At 76.5% G+C, this 18,175-nt stretch carries 16 protein-coding genes; 3 read left to right on the forward strand and 13 right to left on the reverse strand.

Going from position 1 to position 18,175, the window contains the following annotated elements; translation table 11 throughout:
* Positions 1-3: 3 nt before the first annotated feature.
* From BXA05_RS08865 to BXA05_RS20535, 5 genes are all read right to left on the reverse strand, one after another.
* Entirely contained in the window at positions 4-663 is a 660-nt protein-coding gene (locus BXA05_RS08865) for a GntR family transcriptional regulator (RefSeq protein WP_021483335.1), read from the reverse strand.
* Between the two features lie 55 nt (positions 664-718).
* Positions 719-1,615 (reverse strand): ABC transporter permease, encoded by an 897-nt coding sequence (locus BXA05_RS08870; protein ID WP_081600323.1) that lies wholly within the window; start codon positions 1,613-1,615, stop codon positions 719-721.
* A complete protein-coding gene (locus BXA05_RS08875; RefSeq protein WP_061267424.1) occupies positions 1,612-2,430 on the reverse strand; it encodes an ABC transporter ATP-binding protein in 819 nt (272 codons plus the stop codon). The genes BXA05_RS08870 and BXA05_RS08875 overlap by 4 nt, the downstream gene beginning before the upstream one ends.
* Positions 2,427-3,464 (reverse strand): ABC transporter substrate-binding protein, encoded by a 1,038-nt coding sequence (locus BXA05_RS08880; RefSeq protein ID WP_021482976.1) that lies wholly within the window; start codon positions 3,462-3,464, stop codon positions 2,427-2,429. The genes BXA05_RS08875 and BXA05_RS08880 overlap by 4 nt, the downstream gene beginning before the upstream one ends.
* Positions 3,465-3,647: 183 nt before the next feature.
* On the reverse strand, positions 3,648-4,211 hold the full coding sequence (locus BXA05_RS20535) for a DUF8691 family protein (protein WP_076404752.1): 564 nt from the start codon (positions 4,209-4,211) through the stop codon (positions 3,648-3,650).
* Between the two features lie 189 nt (positions 4,212-4,400).
* Between BXA05_RS20535 and BXA05_RS08890 the strand changes: the two genes are divergently transcribed.
* The 3 genes from BXA05_RS08890 to BXA05_RS08900 all read left to right on the forward strand — a co-directional run bounded on the left by BXA05_RS08890 (position 4,401) and on the right by BXA05_RS08900 (position 8,929).
* Positions 4,401-4,784 (forward strand): SHOCT domain-containing protein, encoded by a 384-nt coding sequence (locus tag BXA05_RS08890; protein ID WP_076404753.1) that lies wholly within the window; start codon positions 4,401-4,403, stop codon positions 4,782-4,784.
* A 9-nt stretch (positions 4,785-4,793) separates the two neighbouring features.
* The gene (locus BXA05_RS08895) at positions 4,794-6,194 is read left to right on the forward strand and encodes a hypothetical protein (RefSeq protein WP_076404754.1); all 1,401 of its coding nucleotides are present in this window, start codon (positions 4,794-4,796) and stop codon (positions 6,192-6,194) included.
* A 65-nt stretch (positions 6,195-6,259) separates the two neighbouring features.
* Positions 6,260-8,929, forward strand: coding sequence for a winged helix-turn-helix domain-containing protein (locus BXA05_RS08900; RefSeq protein WP_076404755.1), 2,670 nt, complete (start codon positions 6,260-6,262; stop codon positions 8,927-8,929).
* 22 nt (positions 8,930-8,951) lie between these two features.
* Here BXA05_RS08900 and BXA05_RS08905 read toward each other — a convergent pair whose 3' ends face one another.
* The 8 genes from BXA05_RS08905 to BXA05_RS08940 form a co-directional block, all read right to left on the reverse strand.
* On the reverse strand, positions 8,952-11,663 hold the full coding sequence (locus BXA05_RS08905) for a cation-translocating P-type ATPase (protein ID WP_076404756.1): 2,712 nt from the start codon (positions 11,661-11,663) through the stop codon (positions 8,952-8,954).
* Positions 11,664-11,810: 147 nt separating this feature from the next.
* Complete coding sequence (locus tag BXA05_RS08910; protein WP_076404757.1) at positions 11,811-12,485, reverse strand: response regulator transcription factor; 675 nt, start codon at positions 12,483-12,485, stop codon at positions 11,811-11,813.
* A complete protein-coding gene (locus BXA05_RS08915) occupies positions 12,482-13,942 on the reverse strand; it encodes a sensor histidine kinase (RefSeq protein WP_076404758.1) in 1,461 nt (486 codons plus the stop codon). The genes BXA05_RS08910 and BXA05_RS08915 overlap by 4 nt, the downstream gene beginning before the upstream one ends.
* 34 nt (positions 13,943-13,976) lie before the next feature.
* Positions 13,977-14,819 carry a hypothetical protein gene (locus BXA05_RS08920; protein ID WP_244550426.1) on the reverse strand — a complete coding sequence of 281 codons (843 nt, stop codon included), beginning with the start codon at positions 14,817-14,819 and terminating at the stop codon, positions 13,977-13,979.
* 1 nt (position 14,820) lies between these two features.
* Positions 14,821-15,702, reverse strand: coding sequence for an ABC transporter permease subunit (locus BXA05_RS08925; protein WP_076404759.1), 882 nt, complete (start codon positions 15,700-15,702; stop codon positions 14,821-14,823).
* Entirely contained in the window at positions 15,699-16,457 is a 759-nt protein-coding gene (locus BXA05_RS08930) for an ABC transporter ATP-binding protein (RefSeq protein WP_061267715.1), read from the reverse strand. Before BXA05_RS08930 ends, BXA05_RS08925 begins: the two co-directional genes overlap by 4 nt.
* Positions 16,458-16,673: 216 nt before the next feature.
* Entirely contained in the window at positions 16,674-17,264 is a 591-nt protein-coding gene (locus BXA05_RS08935; protein WP_076404760.1) for a hypothetical protein, read from the reverse strand.
* 176 nt (positions 17,265-17,440) lie between these two features.
* On the reverse strand, positions 17,441-18,118 hold the full coding sequence (locus BXA05_RS08940; protein ID WP_061267717.1) for a FadR/GntR family transcriptional regulator: 678 nt from the start codon (positions 18,116-18,118) through the stop codon (positions 17,441-17,443).
* Positions 18,119-18,175: the final 57 nt, after the last annotated feature.

Consider the following 18,175-nt stretch of genomic DNA (forward strand, 5'->3'; position numbering starts at 1 on the left):
CGCTCAGTCGTCGCCGAAGAACGCCCCGGAGTCGATCGCGAGGCCCATGACGACGCTGCGACCGCGGCGGATGTGCTCGAGCTCGAGGCGAGCCGCGCGCTCGCCGTCGCCCGCGCGGAGCGCCTCGATGAGGAGCCGGTGGTCGTCGAGCGGAGGCCCGGGCTCCAGGGGCTGGCGCCCGCAGAGCCGGAACGCCCGCTCCAGGTCCTCGAGCGCGAGCTCGGTGATCGCGTGCAGCCGGGGGTTGCGCGAGTACTTCGCGACCCGGCAGTGGAACAGGTGCGACGCCGAGAGGATCGACTGCACGTCCTGCGCCTGCGGGTACGTGCCCTCGGCGATCGCCGCGAGCTCGTCGACCTCGGCCGGGCTCGCGTGGGCGGCCGCGAGGCGCGTCGCCATCGGCCCCGTCGCCTCGCGCACGTCGAGCACGTCGACGAGCGTCTTGAGGGTGACCGGGGCGACGCGGCACAGCGCGCGCGGGCGCACGTCCACGAGGCCGTCGTGGTCGAGGCGGTGCAGCGCGTCGCGCACCGGCGTGCGCGACGTCCCGAACTCGGACGCCGTCTCGGTGACGTCGATCTCCTCGCCGGGGCGCAGCTCGGTGAAGATGATCCGGCGCCGCAGCTCGTGGTAGATCCGGTCCGCGGCCGGGACGACGCTCATGCGCCGGCCCCGGGCACGCGGGACGGGTCGTGGTGGGGTGGGTTCATGCTGCCTCCTACTGACGGGACCAGGGCACGAGACGTCGTTCGAGCACCGTGACCAGGGTCGTGGAGAGGTAGCCCAGCACGGAGATGGTGACGATGCCCACGTACATCTTCGCGACGGCGAACGTCGTCCACGAGCTCCAGATGAGGTAGCCCAGGCCGTTGCGCGACCCGACGAACTCCGAGGCCGCGATGATGACGAACGCGCCGCCCACCGCGAGCTTGAGCCCGGTGAAGATGCTCGGCAGCGCGGCGGGCAGCGCGACCGTGCGCCAGCGCTGGAGCCGGCCCGCGCCGTTGGCGGTCGCCACGTCGAAGTAGATCTGCGGCGTCTGGAGCACGCCGCCCATCGCGTTGTAGAAGACGTAGAAGAACACGCCGATCGCGACGATCACGTACTTGCTCGCCTCGCCGAGGCCGAACACGAGGAGCAGCAGCGGGAAGATCGCGACCTTCGGCACGGGCAGCAGGCTCGCGAAGATCGGCCCGAGGAGCGTGCGCAGGGTCGTGACCGACCCGAGCGCGATCCCGAGGACCAGCCCGGGCACGGCGCCGAGCACGAACCCGATCGCGATGCGCGTGAGCGTGATGCCCGCGTGCTCGAAGAGCTCGCCGCTCCCGACGAGCTGCGCGAACGTCTCGGCGATCGACGACGGCGGCGGGAAGAACCGCGCGTCGAGCACGTTCGTCCGGCTCGCGAGCTCCCACACCGCGAGGAGCAGGAGCGGCGTGAAGGGCCCGACGACCCGCACGAGGCGACCCGTCCGCCGGCGGCGCAGCTCCTCGGTCAGCTCGCGCGTGATCTCGGCCGTGCGGTCGTCGGCGTCGTGGGGCGCGTCCGGGGCGCCGCCCGGCGCGGCGTGGCCGCCCGGGCGGACGGGGGCGCGCTCGTCCGTGGGGGTCGTCATGCGACCGCCTCCCGGACGCCCGCGGCGGAGCGCTCGTCCGCCCCCGCCGCGTCCTGCACCGCGGCGTCCTGTGCCTCCGCGTCCCGCAGGAGCCGCCACAGCTCGTACGTGATCTCGCCGTGGCGCGGGTCGCGGCGCAGCTCGAGGATGTCGCGCGGGCGGTCGAAGGGGACCCGCACGTCGGCGAGGATGCGCCCGGGCCGGGCGGACATGACGACGACGCGGTCCGCGAGCACGAGCGCCTCGTCGACGCTGTGCGTGATGAAGAGCACCGACCGCGAGGTCTGCGACCAGATCTTCAGCAGCTCCTGCTGCAGCACGACGCGCGTCTGCTCGTCGAGCGCGCCGAACGGCTCGTCCATGAGGAGGGTCGCGCCGTCGTCGGCCAGCGCCCGCGCGACCGACGTGCGCTGCCGCATGCCGCCCGAGAGCTGGTGCGGGTAGAAGCCGCGGAACTCCGTGAGGCCCACCATGTCCAGGAGCGGGGCGACGCGCTCGCGCCGGGCCGAGCGCCGCACACCGCGCAGGCGCAGGGGGTACTCGACGTTCTGCTCGACCGTGAGCCACGGCAGCACGCCGTGGTCCTGGAAGACGACGGACGGGCGCTCGGTCATCGTCACGGTGCCGCGGTCGGCCTCCTCCAGGCCCGCGAGGATGCGCAGGAGGGTGCTCTTGCCGCACCCGGAGGGTCCGAGCACGCAGACGAACTCGTTGTCCTCGATGGTGAGCGACACGTCCTGGAGCGCGACGAGCACGTCGTCCCGGCGACGGTCGTGGAACCCCTTCCAGAGGCCCTCGACGGAGACGGCCGTCACGAGCCGAGCTCCGCGGCCCGCTCGCGCGCCTGCTCGAGGAGGTCGGCGCGGAAGATGCTCTCGACGTCCGCCTCGCCCTCGTACTCGAGCGTGCCGCGGTCGCGGAAGAACTGCTCCTGGGCGTGCACGTCCTCCCAGTCGATCTCGCCCGTCGGGTCCTGCTCCGTGAGCGCGAGCGACGTGAGCGTCTCGACCGGCAGCTCGGTGTACCGCGCGATGATCTCCTGGTTCGCCGGGTCGTCCCAGCCGCCCGCCTCGAGCTCCGCCGCGGCGCGCAGGTACGCGGCCGTGAACGCGACGACCGCGTCGGGGTGCTCGTCGACGTACTCGGTGCTGAACACCAGGGCGCCGAGCTCGGTGCCCGCGTGGTAGTCGATCGGGAGGATCTCGGACGCGATGCCCTCGCTCTCGAGCGACGACGAGATGGGCTCGATCGACCAGGCGGCGTCGACCGAGCCGCCCACGAGCGCGGGGCCCGTCTCGGGCGGGCCGACGTTGACGAGCTCGACGTCGTCGAGCGTGAGGCCGCCGGCCTCCAGCGCCTTGGCCACCGAGTAGATGCCGAAGCCGCCGTCGCCGGGGATGCCGACGCGGCTGCCGGCGACCTGCTCGATCGACGTGATGCCGGAGTCGGCCGCGACGACGAACGGGGCCGGGTTCGGCCCGCTCTCCGGCACGCGCGAGACGCTCGCGATGACCGAGAGCGACGCGCCGGCCTCGGTCGCGTTGAACAGGCCCGCGCCCCACGTCGCGCCACCGGCCGTGACGTTGTTCGTGCTGACGAGCTGGTAGGTCTCGCCCGACGTCCCGCCCTTGGCGAGGAGCTCGACGTCGACGCCCGCCTCCTCGAAGTACCCCTTGTCCTCCGCGAGGAAGAACGGCGCGTAGTCCGCGTAGGGGGAGTAGAGGAACGAGATCTGCGGCGCGGCGTCGTCCCCGCCGCCGGACGGGTCGCTCCCGCCCGCACAGCCCGCCAGGATCCCTGCCGCCGCGACGAGCGAGATGGTGACCGACGAGCGGCGTGAGATGGCCATGAGTCCTCCTGGGGTCTGACACACGAGCAAGCGCGCCGTGATGTGCTTGCCACTATGCGCTAGTGCATCAGTTGGCCCCAGCGTGGTCCCCATCGTCTCGCTGAGTGGGACGACGTAACGCGAAAGAACCCCGAACGGGGCATCGGCCGGCCGTGCGCGGCCCGCCCGCCCGGTCTGCCGTCGTCACGGCCCGAGGACGCGCGCCTTCTGCTCCGCGAGCTCGGCGTCGGTGAGGACGCCCCGGTCCCGCAGCGCGGCGAGGTCGCGCAGCTGCGCGATGCGCACGTCCATCGCGGACGCGCCGCCGGAGGCCGTCCCGCCGTGCCCGGGGTCGTGCGCCCCGCCGTGCGGCCCGACGTGCGCGCCGGACCGGTCGTCGTCGGGCAGCCCGGTCACGGCGCCGAGCACGCCGACGAGGTCGGAGTCCTGCACGCGGCACGTCGTGCTCGACGCCGGGTGGGCGCGCCCGACGTCGTCCAGCATCTGCTGCACGAGCGCCCCCACGGGGCCGCGGACGACGAGCTCGACGTCGGGCCGGTCGTCGGGTGCCGCGGTGCGCAGCTCGACGAGGTCGAGCCCCAGCGCCGCGAGCCGCTGGAGGAGGCCGTACAGCGCGGCCTGGTCGCGGACCCGCGCTTCCAGCCGCGTGCACTCCACGGACCGGCGTACGCCGAGCTCGGCGAGTTCGGGCTCGGGCAGCACCACCGGCCCCAGCACCGTCACCTCGACCAGCGTCGTGCGGTCCATGCGTCCTTCTCCCGGCTCGCCCACGTCGGTCCAGGATGCGCGGGCACGGACCCGGGCCGGATCACCCGGCGGGGGTGGCCCGCAGCGCCGGGCGACCGACTACCCCCGACGGGTGAGCACGCGGACGCCGGGGCCGCTCCACAGTGGGAGCGTCACGGGACCGCCGTGACCCGACACGAGGGGTGCCCGATGGACGGATTCTGGGACTGGTTCTGGCTCATGGTGTGGTGGTTCTTCTTCATCGCCTACCTCGTCGTGCTGTTCCAGATCGTCGCGGACCTGTTCCGCGACAAGACGCTCAGCGGCTGGTGGAAGGCGCTGTGGATCATCGCGCTGATCTTCGTCCCCTACCTGTCCGCGCTGATCTACGTCATCGCGCGCGGGCGGGGTATGGCGGAGCGGCACGCGGAGGAGCAGCAGGCGCGCCGGCAGGTCATGGACGACTACGTGCGGGCCACGGCCGGCACCGGCAGGTCGCCCGCGAGCGAGATCGCGGACGCCAAGGCGCTGTACGACGCCGGCACGATCGACGCCGACGAGTTCGCCCGGCTCAAGGCCCGAGCGCTCGCCTGAGGACGCGCGATGGCCGACGAGACCGCGCCGGGCCGCGAGGCGTCCGACGTCGCCGCGCGCCTCGCCGCGCTCGAGCGCGAGAACGCGGAGCTGCGGCGCCGGCTCGAGGAGCGGCCGGCCGCCGCGGCGCCCGCGGGCCCGGACGGCGACGCGACCGCGCCGGAGGCGGCGCGGCGGCCCCGGCGCGGGCTGCGCGCCGCCGCGTGCGCGGTCCTCATCACGCTCGGGGCGCTCCTCGCGCCGCTCGGCGCGGTGTCGGCGTGGGCGCAGCGCGAGCTCACGGACACCGACCGCTACGTCGCGACGGTCGGACCGCTCGCGGGCGACCCGGTCGTGCAGTCCGCGGTCGCCGGGCGGCTCACCGAGGTCGTCATGTCGCGCATCGACGTGGCCGCGCTCGTCGACGACCTCGTCAGCGGGCTCGAGGAGCGCGACGTCCCGCCGCGCGCGACCCGCGCGCTCGCCGCGCTGGAGGCGCCGCTCACGAGCGGCGTCGAGTCGCTCGTGCACGAGACGGCGACGCGGCTCGTGGAGAGCGACGCGTTCGAGGGCGCCTGGCTCCAGGCGAACCGGGTGGCGCACGAGCAGCTCGTCGCCGTGATGCGCGGCGAGGACGGCGACGTCCTGCAGGTGAGCGACGACGGCCGCCTGTCCATCCAGCTCTCCGGCCTGATCGACCTGCTCAAGGAACGCCTCGTGGACCGCGGCCTGGACGTCGCGGCCCGCATCCCGTCGGTCGACGCGACGTTCACCGTCGCGCAGTCCGCCGAGCTCGTCATGCTCCAGAACCGGTACGCCCAGGTCGTGACGCTCACGACGTGGCTGCCCTGGGTCGTGCTCGGTCTGCTGGCCGCGGGCGTCCTCGTCGCGAACCACCGCTCGCGCGCGCTCGTCGTGGCGGGGCTCGCCCTCACGGGGGCGATGGTCGCGCTGGGCGTCGGGCTCGCCGTCGCGCGGGGCCTGTACCTCGGCGCGCTCTCGGGGCAGGTGCTGCGGCTCGACGCCGCGGAGGTCGTGTTCGACCAGACCGTCGGCTACCTGCGCCTCACGCTGCGCACCGTCGGCGTGCTGGGCCTCGTGGTCGCGCTCGCGGCGTACGTGGGCGGGCCGAGCGCGTCGGCCCGCAGCCTGCGCGCGGGGCTCGGGCGCGCGGGCGCCGCCGTGCGCGGCTGGGGCGAGGGCCGGGGCGTCTCGACGGGTCCCGTCGGCGACTGGCTCGGCCGGCACAAGGCGTTCGTGCGCGTCGTCGTCGTGGCGGCGGCTGCGCTCGTCCTGCTGCTCGCGGGCACGCTGACGCCGGGCCTCGTCGTCGGGGTCGCTCTCGTCGCGGGACTCGTGCTCGTCGTCGTGGAGATCCTCGCCCGGCCGCCCGCCGTCGTCGCCTCGCCGCCCGGCGCCGGGCCGGCCTGAGGCGCGTGGCGAGGGTGCGCTCCGCTCGCCCTGCGGTCCGGGGGCCCCGGGAATACCCTGCCCCCATGGCCTCGGTCGAGCCCCGTGCCGAGCCGGAGGACGTCACGCGCGTCACGGACGCCTCCGGGACCTCGCGCGCCCGCACCACCGTCCCGGACCTGCCGCCCTCCACGGTGGGCCGCCCGGAGGTCGAGGCTCTCGTCGCGGCGGCGGCCACGCGCCGCCTCACCCTCGTGTCGGCGGGCCCGGGCTGGGGGAAGACGACCGTCGCGGCGCGGTGGGCGCGCGGCGGCACCGGCCCGCGGGTCGCGTGGCTGACGCTCGAGCCGTTCGACGACAAGCCGGCGGCCTTCTGGGCCGACGTGCTCGCGGCGCTGCGTGCGGCCGGGGCGGTGCCCGTGGGGCACCCGCTCGAGACCCTCGTCGTGCCGCCGCGCCTCACGCCCGCCCTCCTGCGCCGCATGCTCGCGGCGATCGAGGCGCTGCCCGAGCCCGTGGTCCTCGTGCTCGACGACTTCCACCACGCCGCGTGCGCCGAGGTCGCGGCGACGGTGGACGACCTCCTGCGCTACCGGCTGCCCCTGCACCTCGTGGTCCTCACGCGCGTCGACCCGCTCCTGCGCCTGCAGCGCCTGCGCGCGCAGGGCGAGATGACGGAGGTCGGCGCCGCCGAGCTCGCGTTCGACGCCTCCGCGGTCGCGGCGCTGGCGACGGCGCAGGGACGCGACCTGGCCGCGGACGACGCCGGGCGGGTCGTCGGCGAGACCGGCGGCTGGGCCGTCGGGGTGCGGCTGCGCGTCGAGGAGCACGACGCGACGAGCCGGGCGCGCGCCGCCCGCTCGGCGGCGGAGTTCCTCCTCGCCGAGGTCCTCGACAGCCAGGGGCCCGAGGCCCGGCGCTTCCTCCTGCGCACGAGCGTGGCGTCGGCGGTGTGCCCCGACCTCGCGGCCGTCCTCGACCCGGGGGCGCCGACGGACCGGCTGCTCCCCGGTCTCGCCGCGGCGGACGGTTTCGTCATGACGTCGGGTGGCCGGCGCACCTGGTACCGCTACCACCCGCTGCTGCGCGAGATGCTCCTGCACCAGCTGCGCACCGAGGACCCGGCGGGGCTGCGCGAGGCGCACCAGGCCGCGGCCCGCTGGTTCGCGCAGGACGGGCAGGCGCTGCGCGCGCTCGAGCACGCGGCGGCCGCGGAGGACTGGCCGCTGCTCGGCGAGGTGTTCGTCGAGGGGGCGGCGGCGGAGCTCGCCGGGCCGCACCGCGAGACCGTCGCCCAGGTCCTACGGCGCGTGCCGTACGCGACCCTGCGGCCCGACGCCCGCCTGCACCTGTGCGCGGGCGCGCTCGCGACCGTCGACGAGCGGTTCGACGCCGTGCGGCTCCACGTCGCGCGGGCGCGCGACCTCCTCGACGCTGCCGCGGACCCTGCCGCCGCGGTGCTCCTCGAGCTGCTCGCCGCGTCCGCGGCGCGCTCGACGGGCGACGTGCGCGCCCTCGCGACGGCCGCGGGCGCCGCGCTCGCCGCGGCGGACGCGGTGCCGTACCCGTTCCCCGCCCTCGAGACGTACCGGGGCCTCGCGCGGGCGCACCGCGCGGCGGGCCTCGCGTGGTGCGCGGTCGGCCCCGAGCCGGCAGGGGAGACGACGTCGGGGACGCTCGCCGCCCCCGGTGGCCGGTCGTGGCGCGCCCCGCAGCTCTACGTCCTCGGGGCGCGCGCCGCCGCGGCGCTCCTCGCCGTCGCGGCCGGTCGGCTCGACGAGGGGGACGGCGCCGCGCGCGCCGTGCTCGTCGAGGCGGAGCGCCGCGGCTGGGACGGGTACGCGCACGTGCGGCCCGCGCACGCTGCGCGCGCGTGGGTGCGGTACCTCCGGGCGTCGGACGACGGGCTCGACCGGCACCTCGCGCACGCCCTCGCGGCGGACGCCGGCGGGCGCGAGCCCGCGTCCGAGGCGGCCGTGCGGCTGCTGCAGGCGCTCGTCGCCGCGGACCGCGGGCACGCGCGCGCTGCGCGGCAGGCGCTCGTCGCCGCGGACCGCGCCCTGGGGCGGTCCGCGACGCCTCCCGTGCTCGCGGACCTGTGGGTGCGCGCCACGGCGGCCGCGCGTCTGGTCGACGACGGCACGGGCCCCGCGCTCGGGGCGCGCCTCGCGCGCGAACGCCTCGGGAGCGCCGCGGTCGTCGCCGTCTGCGGTGCGCGCGAGCTCCTCGCGGCGGGGCGCACCGGGGCGGCGGAGCGTGCCGTGGCGGGCCTCGGGGACGCGCCGGGGGAGGAGGCGGACGTCGTCGTGCGGGTGGAGGCGGCGCTCGTCGAGGCGTCCGCGCTCGCCCGGGCGGGCACGCGCCGCGTCGACGCCCCGCTCGGGCGGGCCCTCGAACTGGCCGCCGCGGAGCGGGTCGTCCGGCCGTTCCTCGCCGTCCGGGGCACCGCGCTCGACGAGCCGCTCGCGCGCGCGGTCGCGCGCCGCGACGACGCGCTCGCCGCGCTGCTGCGCACCCACCTGGACGCACCGGGCCGGGCACCGGAGCCGGTCCCGCTCGTCGAGCCGCTCACCGAGCGCGAGCTCGCGGTCCTCGCCGTCCTGCCGTCGATGGCGAGCAACGCCGAGGTGGCCGCCGACCTCTTCGTGTCGGTCAACACCGTCAAGGCGCACCTGAAGTCGGTCTACCGCAAGCTCGGCGTCGGCTCGCGGCGCGAGGCCGTGCGGCGCGGCCGCGAGCTCGGCGTCGTGCCCTGACGGGTCTGCCGAGGAGACGCGCTCAGGCGCGGCGCCGGTCCACCGTGCGCAGCACGAGCTTCCCGAGCTCGACGAGGACGAGGAAGGCGAGCGCGACGAGCGCGCACACGCCCCACTGGCCGCCGTCGAGGTCGACGGTGCCGAAGATCCGCTGCAGCCCGTCGAGCGTCGTGACGAGGAACGTGAGCCCGAGGGATGCGAGCAGGAGCACGACGAAGCGGCCGTTCGCGAGCGTCTCGGACGACAGGATGCTCGCCCGCGGGTCGCGCCACTCGAGCGCGGCGACGACGTGCAGGAGCGACATCGCGGTGAGGCCCATCGTCGTCGCGACCGCGAGGTCGGCGTCGGCCTCTCCCCACGCGACGGCGACGAGCGTGCCGACGGCGATGAGCACGCCCCCGACGGCGAGCCGCACGCCGAGCGCGCGCCCGATGACCGGCTCGGTGGGCGGGCGGGGCCGACGCCGCATGAGGCCGGGCGTCGCGGCGTCGAAGCCGAGGCCGACGGCGAGCAGCACGTCGATCGCGAAGTTGACCCACAGGATCTGCAGCGGCGTGAGCGGGGTGCCCCCGGCCACGGTGAAGATGCCCGCGCCGACGAACGTGAGGATGAACCCGACGAGGACGACCATCTGGAAGCGGATGTACTTCATGAGGTTGTCGTAGAGACCGCGGCCGCCCTCGACCGCCGCCACGATCGTGGCGAAGTTGTCGTCGGTGAGGATCATCTCGGCGGCGTCCTTCGTCACCTCGGTGCCCGTGATCCCCATCGCGACGCCGATGTCCGCGCGCGTCAGGGCGGGGGCGTCGTTCACTCCGTCGCCCGTCATCGCGACCACGTCGCCCTTGCGCTTGAGCACGTCGACGAGCCGCACCTTGTCCTCGGGCGCCACGCGCGCGACCACGCCGATCTCGCCGACCTCCGCCTCGAGCTGCGCGTCGGACATCGCGGCGAACTCGGCGCCCGTGAGCGCGCGCCCCTCGATCCCGAGCTGCCCGGCGATCGCCGCGGCCGTGGTGACGTGGTCGCCCGTGATCATCCGTACCCGGATGCCGGCGTCGCGGCACTCGGCGATCGCGTCGCGCGCCTCGCGGCGCGGAGGGTCCACGATCCCGACGAGCGCGAGGAGCTCGAGGTCGCGCACCGCGTCGAGCAGGTCGCCCCCGAGCTCGTCGCGCGCGACGGTGCGCCGCGCGACGGCCAGCACCCGCATGCCCTCGCCCGCGAGCGCGTCGTTCTCCGCGAGGACGCGCGCGCGGCCCTGGTCGTCGAGGGGCGCCGACCCGCCGTCGGCCGTGAGGTACCGGGCCGAGCGGGCGAGCAGCACGTCCGGGGCGCCCTTGACGAAGCACACGAGCTCGCCGTCGATCTCGTGGAACGTCGCCATGAGCTTGTACGCGGCGTCGAACGGGACCTCCGCGACGCGCGGGTGCTCGGCGCGCGTCTCCTCGACGTCGAGCCCGGCCTTGGCCGCGAGCACGACGACCGCGCCCTCCGTGGGGTCGCCGATGCACTCGCCGTCGCGCACGACGGCGTCGCTCGCGAGCGCCAGCGGGAGCGCGACCGGCTCGAGCGGGACGTCGGTCGACCCGGCCGCCGCGAGGATGCGGCCGGTCGTGGAGTAGCCCTCGCCGTCGACGGAGAACCGGCGCCCGGCGAGCACGAGCCGGCGCGCGGTCATCTGGTTGAGCGTGAGCGTCCCGGTCTTGTCGGAGCAGATCGCCGACGTCGACCCGAGCGTCTCGACGGACTTGAGGCGCTTGACGATCGCGCCCTCCTCGGCGAGGCGGCGCGTGCCGAGCGACAGGAGCATCGTCACGACGGCGGGCAGCCCCGTCGGGATCGCGGCGATCGCCAGGCTGATCCCGACCACGAAGAGGCTGTCGAAGTCCTCGCCGCGCACGAGCCCCAGCACGACGACCACGACGAGGGCGACCGCCGCCATGACCGTGATGATCACCGTGATGCGGTCGAGCTGGCGCGTGAGCGGGGTCTTGTCCTGCTCGACCCCGCTGAGCATCCCGGAGATGCGGCCCACCTCGGTCGTCATGCCCGTGGCGGTCACGACCATCTCGCCGCGGCCGCGCGTGACCTGGGAGTTCATGTACGCCATGTCGGTGCGGTCGCCGAGGGGGGCGTCGTCGGCCGTGACCGCCGCGACGCCCTTCGCGACGGGCGTGCTCTCGCCCGTGAGCCCGGCCTCCTCGATCTCGAGCGAGGCGGCGACGAGCAGCCGCCCGTCCGCGGGGATCTTGCCGCCCGCCTCGAACCCGACGACGTCGCCCGGCACGAGCTCCTCAGCGGGAACCTGCTCCTGGCGCCCGTCGCGGCGCACGGTGGCCGTCATGACGAGCATCTGCTGGAGTGCGGCGACGCTCTGGGCCGCCTTGCCCTCCTGGTGCAGGCCCATGAGCGCGTTGAGGACGGTGAGGGCGAGCACGACGACGCCGGTCGTCACGTCCCCGAGCGCGATGATGCTCACGACCGCCGCGCCGACGAGGACGAGCTGCATGAGGTCGCGGTACTGGCGCAGGAACGCCTGCCACGGCCGTTCCTTGCGCTCCTGCGCGAGCGCGTTCGGCCCGTAGCGCGCGCGCCGCTCGGCGACCTGCGCGGACGTCAGCCCGACGGCCGGGTCGACGTCGAGCGCCGCGCACACCGCCTCGGGCGGTGCCGTGTGCCAGGGGCCCGCGGGGGCCGGTGCCTGCTGTCGGGGGATCGGTGCAGCCGTCATCCTCGGCTCCTCTCGGGCGCTCGTCCCACCGTCGCAGCGGGCTCGGGCGGGGTCCTCACCCGGCGGGGGTGAACGCCCCGCGGCGGCGCGGCACCGGTGCGCGACGTGCCGCCGACGCCCGCGCTCGACGCGCGTGCCGCCCGGGCCTCAGCCGCGCGGCCCCACGAGCCCGCTCTCGTACGCGACGATCACGGCCTGCACCCGGTCGCGCACGCCCAGCTTGGCCAGCAGGTTGCCGACGTGCGTCTTCACGGTCGTCGCGGACAGCACGAGGCGGTCGGCGATCTCGGCGTTCGACATCCCCTCGGCCACGCACCGCAGCACGTCGAGCTCGCGCGGCGTGAGGGAGCGCAGCCGGGGGTCGAGGCCGTCGTCGACGGCCGGCTGCTCGCCCGCGGGCAGGTGCGGCGCGAAGAGGTCGAGCATGCGGCGCAGCACGCGGGGCGCGACGACCGAGCTGCCTGCCGCGACGGTGCGGATCGCCTCGACGAGCTCGTGCGGGCGCGCGTTCTTCAGCAGGAACCCGCTCGCCCCGGCGCGCAGCGCCGCGAACGCGTACTCGTCCACGTCGAACGTCGTGAGCACGAGCACGCGCGTCCCGGGGTGCTCGGCGACGACGCGCCGGGTCGCCTCGATGCCGTCCATGCCGGGCATCCGGACGTCCATGACGACGACGTCGGGGGCGAGTGCCGCGACCTGGTCGAGCGCGACGCGTCCGTCGGAGGCCTCGCCCACCACCTCGAGGTCGGGCTCGGACTCGATGACGAGCCGGAAGCCCATCCGCAGCAGCGCCTGGTCGTCGACGAGCAGCACGGTCGTCACGGTCGTCCTCCCTCGTCGTCGTGCACGTCGCGGTGCGGGTGCTCCTGCTCGGGGGCGCTCCGCGCCCCGACCTCGCCCGGGTCGCAGGGCAGGACCACGTGCACCGCCCAGCCGCCGCCCGGTCGCGGCCCCGCCTCGACGACGCCGCCGAGCAGCGCGGCGCGCTCGCGCATGCCCACGATCCCGCGCCCGGTCCCGCCGCCGGTCGCCAGGCGCGTGCCGCCCTCGTCGCGGACGTCGATCTCGACCGCGCGCGCGGAGCGCCGCACCACGACCTCGGCCGCGGGCGTCCCGGGCGCGTGCCGCAGCACGTTGGTCAGTGCCTCCTGCACGATGCGCACGGCCCCGAGCCGCAGCGACGTGTCCGCAGGCAGCGCGACGTCGAGGCCGCTCGCGGCGACGGGCACGCCCGCCGCGCGGAACCGTGCGACGACGGCCGCGAGGTCCGTCCCGGTCGGCTCGACCGGGGTGCCCGCCCCGTCGCCGCCCTCCTCGGGGTCGAGCGCGCCGAGGACGCGCTGCATGTCGGCCAGCGCGTCCCGTCCCGTGCGGGACAGCTCGTGCAGGGCCTCGCGCGAGCGGTCCGGCGCCCGGTCGAGCGCCGCGCCCGCGCCGTCGGACAGCGCGACCATCACGGACACGCTGTGCGCGACGACGTCGTGCATCTCGCGCGCGATCCGCGCCCGCTCGGCGGCCCGGGCGAGCGCCGCGCTCTGGTCGCGGTCGCGCGCCATGGCGCGGTAGCGCGCGACGAGGTCCTCGTCGTGCAGCCGCCGTGCGCGTGCCCCCGACCCCGTGGCCATCCCCAGCAGCAGGAGCGCGAGCAGGAGGAGGACCGACACCGAGCGCCGGCCGGGGGAGAAGGGAGGCTGCGCGAGGTCGCGCACCGGGTCGCCGTCCGGCAGGACGATCGGGTCGCTCCACAGCAGCATCTCGGCGAGGCCGATGTCCTGCCACCACCACAGCGCCGCCACGACGACGGCGAGCACAGCTCCGCACACGACCCACGCCGTGCGGGGCGCGCGCTCGGCGGCCACGGTGTGCACCGTGCACGCGAGGCACACGCCGAGCACGCCGAGCACGCCCGCCGTCGCGAGCGAGGCGACGGCCAGCACGGTGAGGGCCGCCGTGACGGTCAGCGGGCGCGACCGCCGGAGCAGGAGCAGGGCCGCCCCGAGGGCGGCGCCGACGAGCCAGGCCGCGACGACCACCTGGGCCACGGGCTCGTCGGGGCGGAACAGCCCCAGCCCGGTGGACCCCTCGACCGTCGCGAGCGCGACCGCCGCGGTGACGAGCCCGAGCAGCGCGACCGCGCCTGCGAGCGCGAGGTCGGTCGCCCACGGGTGCCGCGCGAGCACGCGGCCGACGGCGCCGCGCCGCCGCACGTCGGGCTCGGCGCGCGGGCCGCCGTCGTGCGCCCCGGGTGCGGACGGGAGGGCGAGGGGCGACGAGGGCACGGGCCTACTCTCCCACCGGCCGTCGCGGGGCGCGTCAGACGACGTCATGGCGCCGCAGCCGGTACGCCGCCGCGGCGAGCAGCGCGGCGGCCCACGTCGCGAGGACGAGGCCTCCGCCCCACGTGCCGAGGTGCGGTCCCAGGGTCGTCGCGTCGAGGGCGGCGAGCCGGGCGTCGTCCTGCAGCAGGCGCGCGCCCGCACCGGGCAGGAGGGCGCGCGCCGTGTCCGCGACGCGTCCCGGGTTCGTCGCGAGCACGTGGTCGAGCACGACGAGCAGCACGACCCCGCCGACGAGCGCCCCGTCCGGCCGCCGCACGAGCGCCCCCAGGCCCAGGCCCACGAGGGCGACCCCGGTCAGGTAGAGCACGAAGCCCGCCAGCACGCGCAGCGTCTCGCGGTCCGCGAGGTCGAGCACGAGCGCGGCGTCCGCGCGCTGCTCGGCGGTCGCGGCGAGCGCCGCACCCAGCGCGAGGGCCGCGACGGCGAGCGCGGCCGCCGTCGTCACGAGCGCCTGCGCCGCGAGCACGGGCAGGCGGCGGGGGACCGCGGCGAACGTCACGCGCGCGGTGCCGGTCCGGAACTCTCCGGCGCCGACGCCCGCGCCGAGCACGAGGAAGCCGAGCTGGGCGAGCACGGACCCCGCGACGGCGAGCGGCGCCCCGGAGGACCCGGCGTCGGGCCGGGCGAACGCGCCCAGCGCCCACGCCGTCCCCGCCGCCGCGGCGACGGTCGCGAGCGCGAGCCAGGCCGTCGAGCGCAGGCTCGTCAGCTTGTCCCACTCCGCCGCGAGCACCCGGGGCAGGGTCACCTGCGGCCGGTCGGGCGCGGGCGGGGTGCGGGCCGGTGCCGGGGCCGTCGGGGGGATCGTGGCGGCCACGTCAGACCACGTCCCGCGTGCGCAGGCGGACGGCGGCCAGGGCGAGCGGGACGAGGACCCACGCCGCGAGGACGAGCCCTCCGCCGACGGCACCCAGGTCGGGTGCGCCCTCGACCGCGCCCTCGCCCGTGAGCAGGGACGCCGCCCCGGTGGGGAGGAACGTGACGACCGTGTTCACCGCCGCCTGCGCCGACGAGACGCCCGCGGGCACCGCGAGCGGGTCGCCCGACAGGTCGGCCGCCAGCACGAGCGCGACCGGCAGCACGAGCACGACGAGCACCGCCGCGGTGAGCGCGGGGACGGGCCGCCGCACGAGCGCGCCGATCGCGAGGCCGAGCAGCGCCATGCCGGCGAGCAGGAGCGCCATCCCGACGAGGACCTGCGGCGTGCCGTCCCGGCCGAGGTCGAGCGCGAGGCCGCGCGCGCGGGCCGACGGCAGCAGCGCGAGCACCGCCGCCCCGACCGAGAGCACCGCGGTGAGCAGCGCGAACGCGGCGGTCGCCGCCGTCTGCCCCACGAGCACGGGCCAGCGCCGCGGCTCCGCGACGAACGTCGTGCGGAACGTGCCCGTGCTGTACTCGCCCGTCCCGACCAGGACGCCCAGGACGAGGGGCGGCACCTGGGCCAGCAGCAGGCCCGACGTGAGGGAGCCGAGCGGGTCGAACCCCGGGTCCACGGACGACGCCTGGGCCGAGAGGTACGTCAGCACGGCCGAGACGACGACGGTGATCGCGGCCGCCCACCACGACGAGCGCAGGCTCGTCAGCCTCGTCCACTCCGCGGCGACGGCACGGGGGAGCGTGGGGCCACCGGCGCTCGCGGGCCGGGGCACCGCCGGGTGCGCACGCCCTGACGACGCGGTCGGTGCGGTGGGGGCGGTCATCGGGCACCTCCGGCCGACGCCAGACCGGTCTCGCCCGCGGCACGGCCGCGGTACTGGACGGCGTCGGCGGTGAGCCGCAGGTACGCCTCCTCGAGCGAGCCCGCCGCGCCCGCGAGCTCCTGCACCGGCGCGTCGGCGAGCAGCCGGCCCTGGCCGATGACGACGACGCGGTCGGCGCACAGCGCGAGCTCGTGCATGAGGTGCGACGACAGCAGCACCGCGCGGCCCTCCGCCGCGAGACCGCGCACGAGCCCGCGCACCCACAGCACGCCGTCGGGGTCCAGGCCGTTGACGGGCTCGTCGAGGACGAGCGTCCCGGGGTCGCCGAGGAGCGCGCCCGCGATGCCGAGGCGCTGGCCCATCCCGAGCGAGAACGTGCCCGCACGCCGCCCCGCGACGCTCTCGAGGCCGGTCATCCCGATCACCTCGTCCACGCGCGCCCGCCCGATCCCGTGGGTGCGGGCGAGCGCCGTCAGGTGGCGGAACGCCGTGCGGCCCGGGTGCACGGAGCGCGCGTCGAGCATGACCCCGACCGCGCGCAGGGGCGCCGGCAGGTCCGCGTACCGGCGGCCGTCCACGGTCGCCGTGCCGGAGGTCGGGCGCTCCAGCCCGACGACGACGCGCATCGTCGTGGACTTCCCGGCACCGTTCGGGCCGAGGAAGCCCGTCACGGTCCCGGGCCGCGCCGTGAACGTCAGCCCGTCCACCGCCGTCGTGGGTCCGTAGCGCTTCGTCAGCGCCTCCACCTGGATCATCGGTCCTCCCGTCGTCCGCGGGCCCGGTCGTCGGGCACCGCCGCCGTCGACGCTACGGACGCCCGCGGGGCCCCGGCTCGGGCGGTCGGCGGAGATCCGCGACCCTCCCGCCTCCTCCTCGGGGAGGAGGAGGTCGTGCCCGGGTGGGACGGGGTGGCCGGGCGGGACGGGGTGGCCGGGCGGGACGGGGCGCGGCCCCTGCGGGGACGACGACGGTCAGGCGGTGGCGGTCCTCGCGGCCAACCGGACGCCCGCGTCCCATCCCGGTGCGCGCCCACCGCCCGGGGGGACGTGGTCGGTCGCGAGCCCTGCCTGGGCGAGGGACCACGCGACGAGCGAGTTCGAGTTCCACATCTCGCCCCCGCCGGGCGGCCGCCGACCCCACGTGAGCGGCGGGACGCCACGCACGGCCCGCAGGATCCGCGCGACCGCGGCGGCGTCGCGCGTGACGAGGACGGGTGGCCCGACGGCGTGCTCCCGGTCGGGGATCGCGCCGTGCGCCCAGCAGCGCACCTCGTACCGGAACCAGCGGGAGCGGCCCAGCGGCCGCAGACCCACGGGGCCGGTCACGACGACGCCACGGTCGCACGGCGGGCCGCCCCACGCAGGGGTCATCTCGACGACGTACGGCACCCCGTCGCACCGCAGCCCCAGCGCCGCGTGGAACAGCCGGCGGGGGCGCCGCCGCGCGAGCAGCGCGGCGGCGCGCTCCCACGCGGCGCTCGTGCGGCGGACGACGTGGCCCCCCGCCCCGACGGGCAGCCAGAGGAGCTCCGCCCGGTCGTCGCCGGGGGTGGGCGCGGTCACGCCCCGACGCTACGGCACGCGAACCCGGACGGGAGCGGTAGGCTCGGGGCCATGCTTCCGGCGTGAGAGCGCCGGCGGGATCCGAATGAGACAGCGGATCGAGAGGCCCCGTCGCTCCACACGACGGGGCCTCTCGCTGTCCCGGCGCGTCCTGCCGCCCGGCCGGGCGCCGTGCCTCAGCGGATGGGGGAGGGTCCGGCGTCCGCGAGCGGCAGGAACGGGTCGAAGATCGCGGCGACCGCTGCCGCGGCCCCGGCGGCGTCCTGCCGTGCGACGGCCTCGACCAGCTCGTGGTGGTGACGGTGCGCCGCCTCGTCGTCCGCGTTCTCCTCGTCGCGCATGTGCACGGTGAAGACGTCGAGCATGCTCGAGTAGAGCGTGACGTAGAGCGGGTTGTGCGTCGCGGCCACGATCGCGCGGTGCAGGTCGAGGTCGGCGCGCGCGCGGGCGTCGCGGTCGTCGGCCTCCCAGGCCGCCTCCCGCCGGTCGCGCAGCTCGCGCAGGTGCTCGACGTCGTCGTCCGAGCGGCTCGCCGCGGCGAGCGAGGCGGCGGTGCTGTCGAGGGCGAGGCGGAGCTCGAGGTAGTGGCGGCGGCTGCCGCCCGCGAGCTGGCGCTCCAGGGTGCCGGTCAGCTCGGAGCTCGAGATGACGAACGTGCCGCGGCCCTGCTCGCGGCGCAGCAGCCCCGCGTGGACGAGCGACTGCAGCGCCTCGCGCACGGTGTTGCGCCCGACGCCGAACTCCGCGACGAGCGCGGCCTCCGTGGGGATCCGTTCGCCGACCGCCCAGCGACCCGAGACGATCTCGTCCCGGAAGCGCGCCGCGGCCTGGTCGATGAGGCCTACTCGACGCATCGGTCCGCCTGTGCCAGACTGCTCCAGATTCATCCCATGATCCCATCATCCGCCGAC

The organism is Cellulosimicrobium funkei, assembly GCF_900155925.1.
Lineage (GTDB): Bacteria > Actinomycetota > Actinomycetes > Actinomycetales > Cellulomonadaceae > Cellulosimicrobium > Cellulosimicrobium funkei.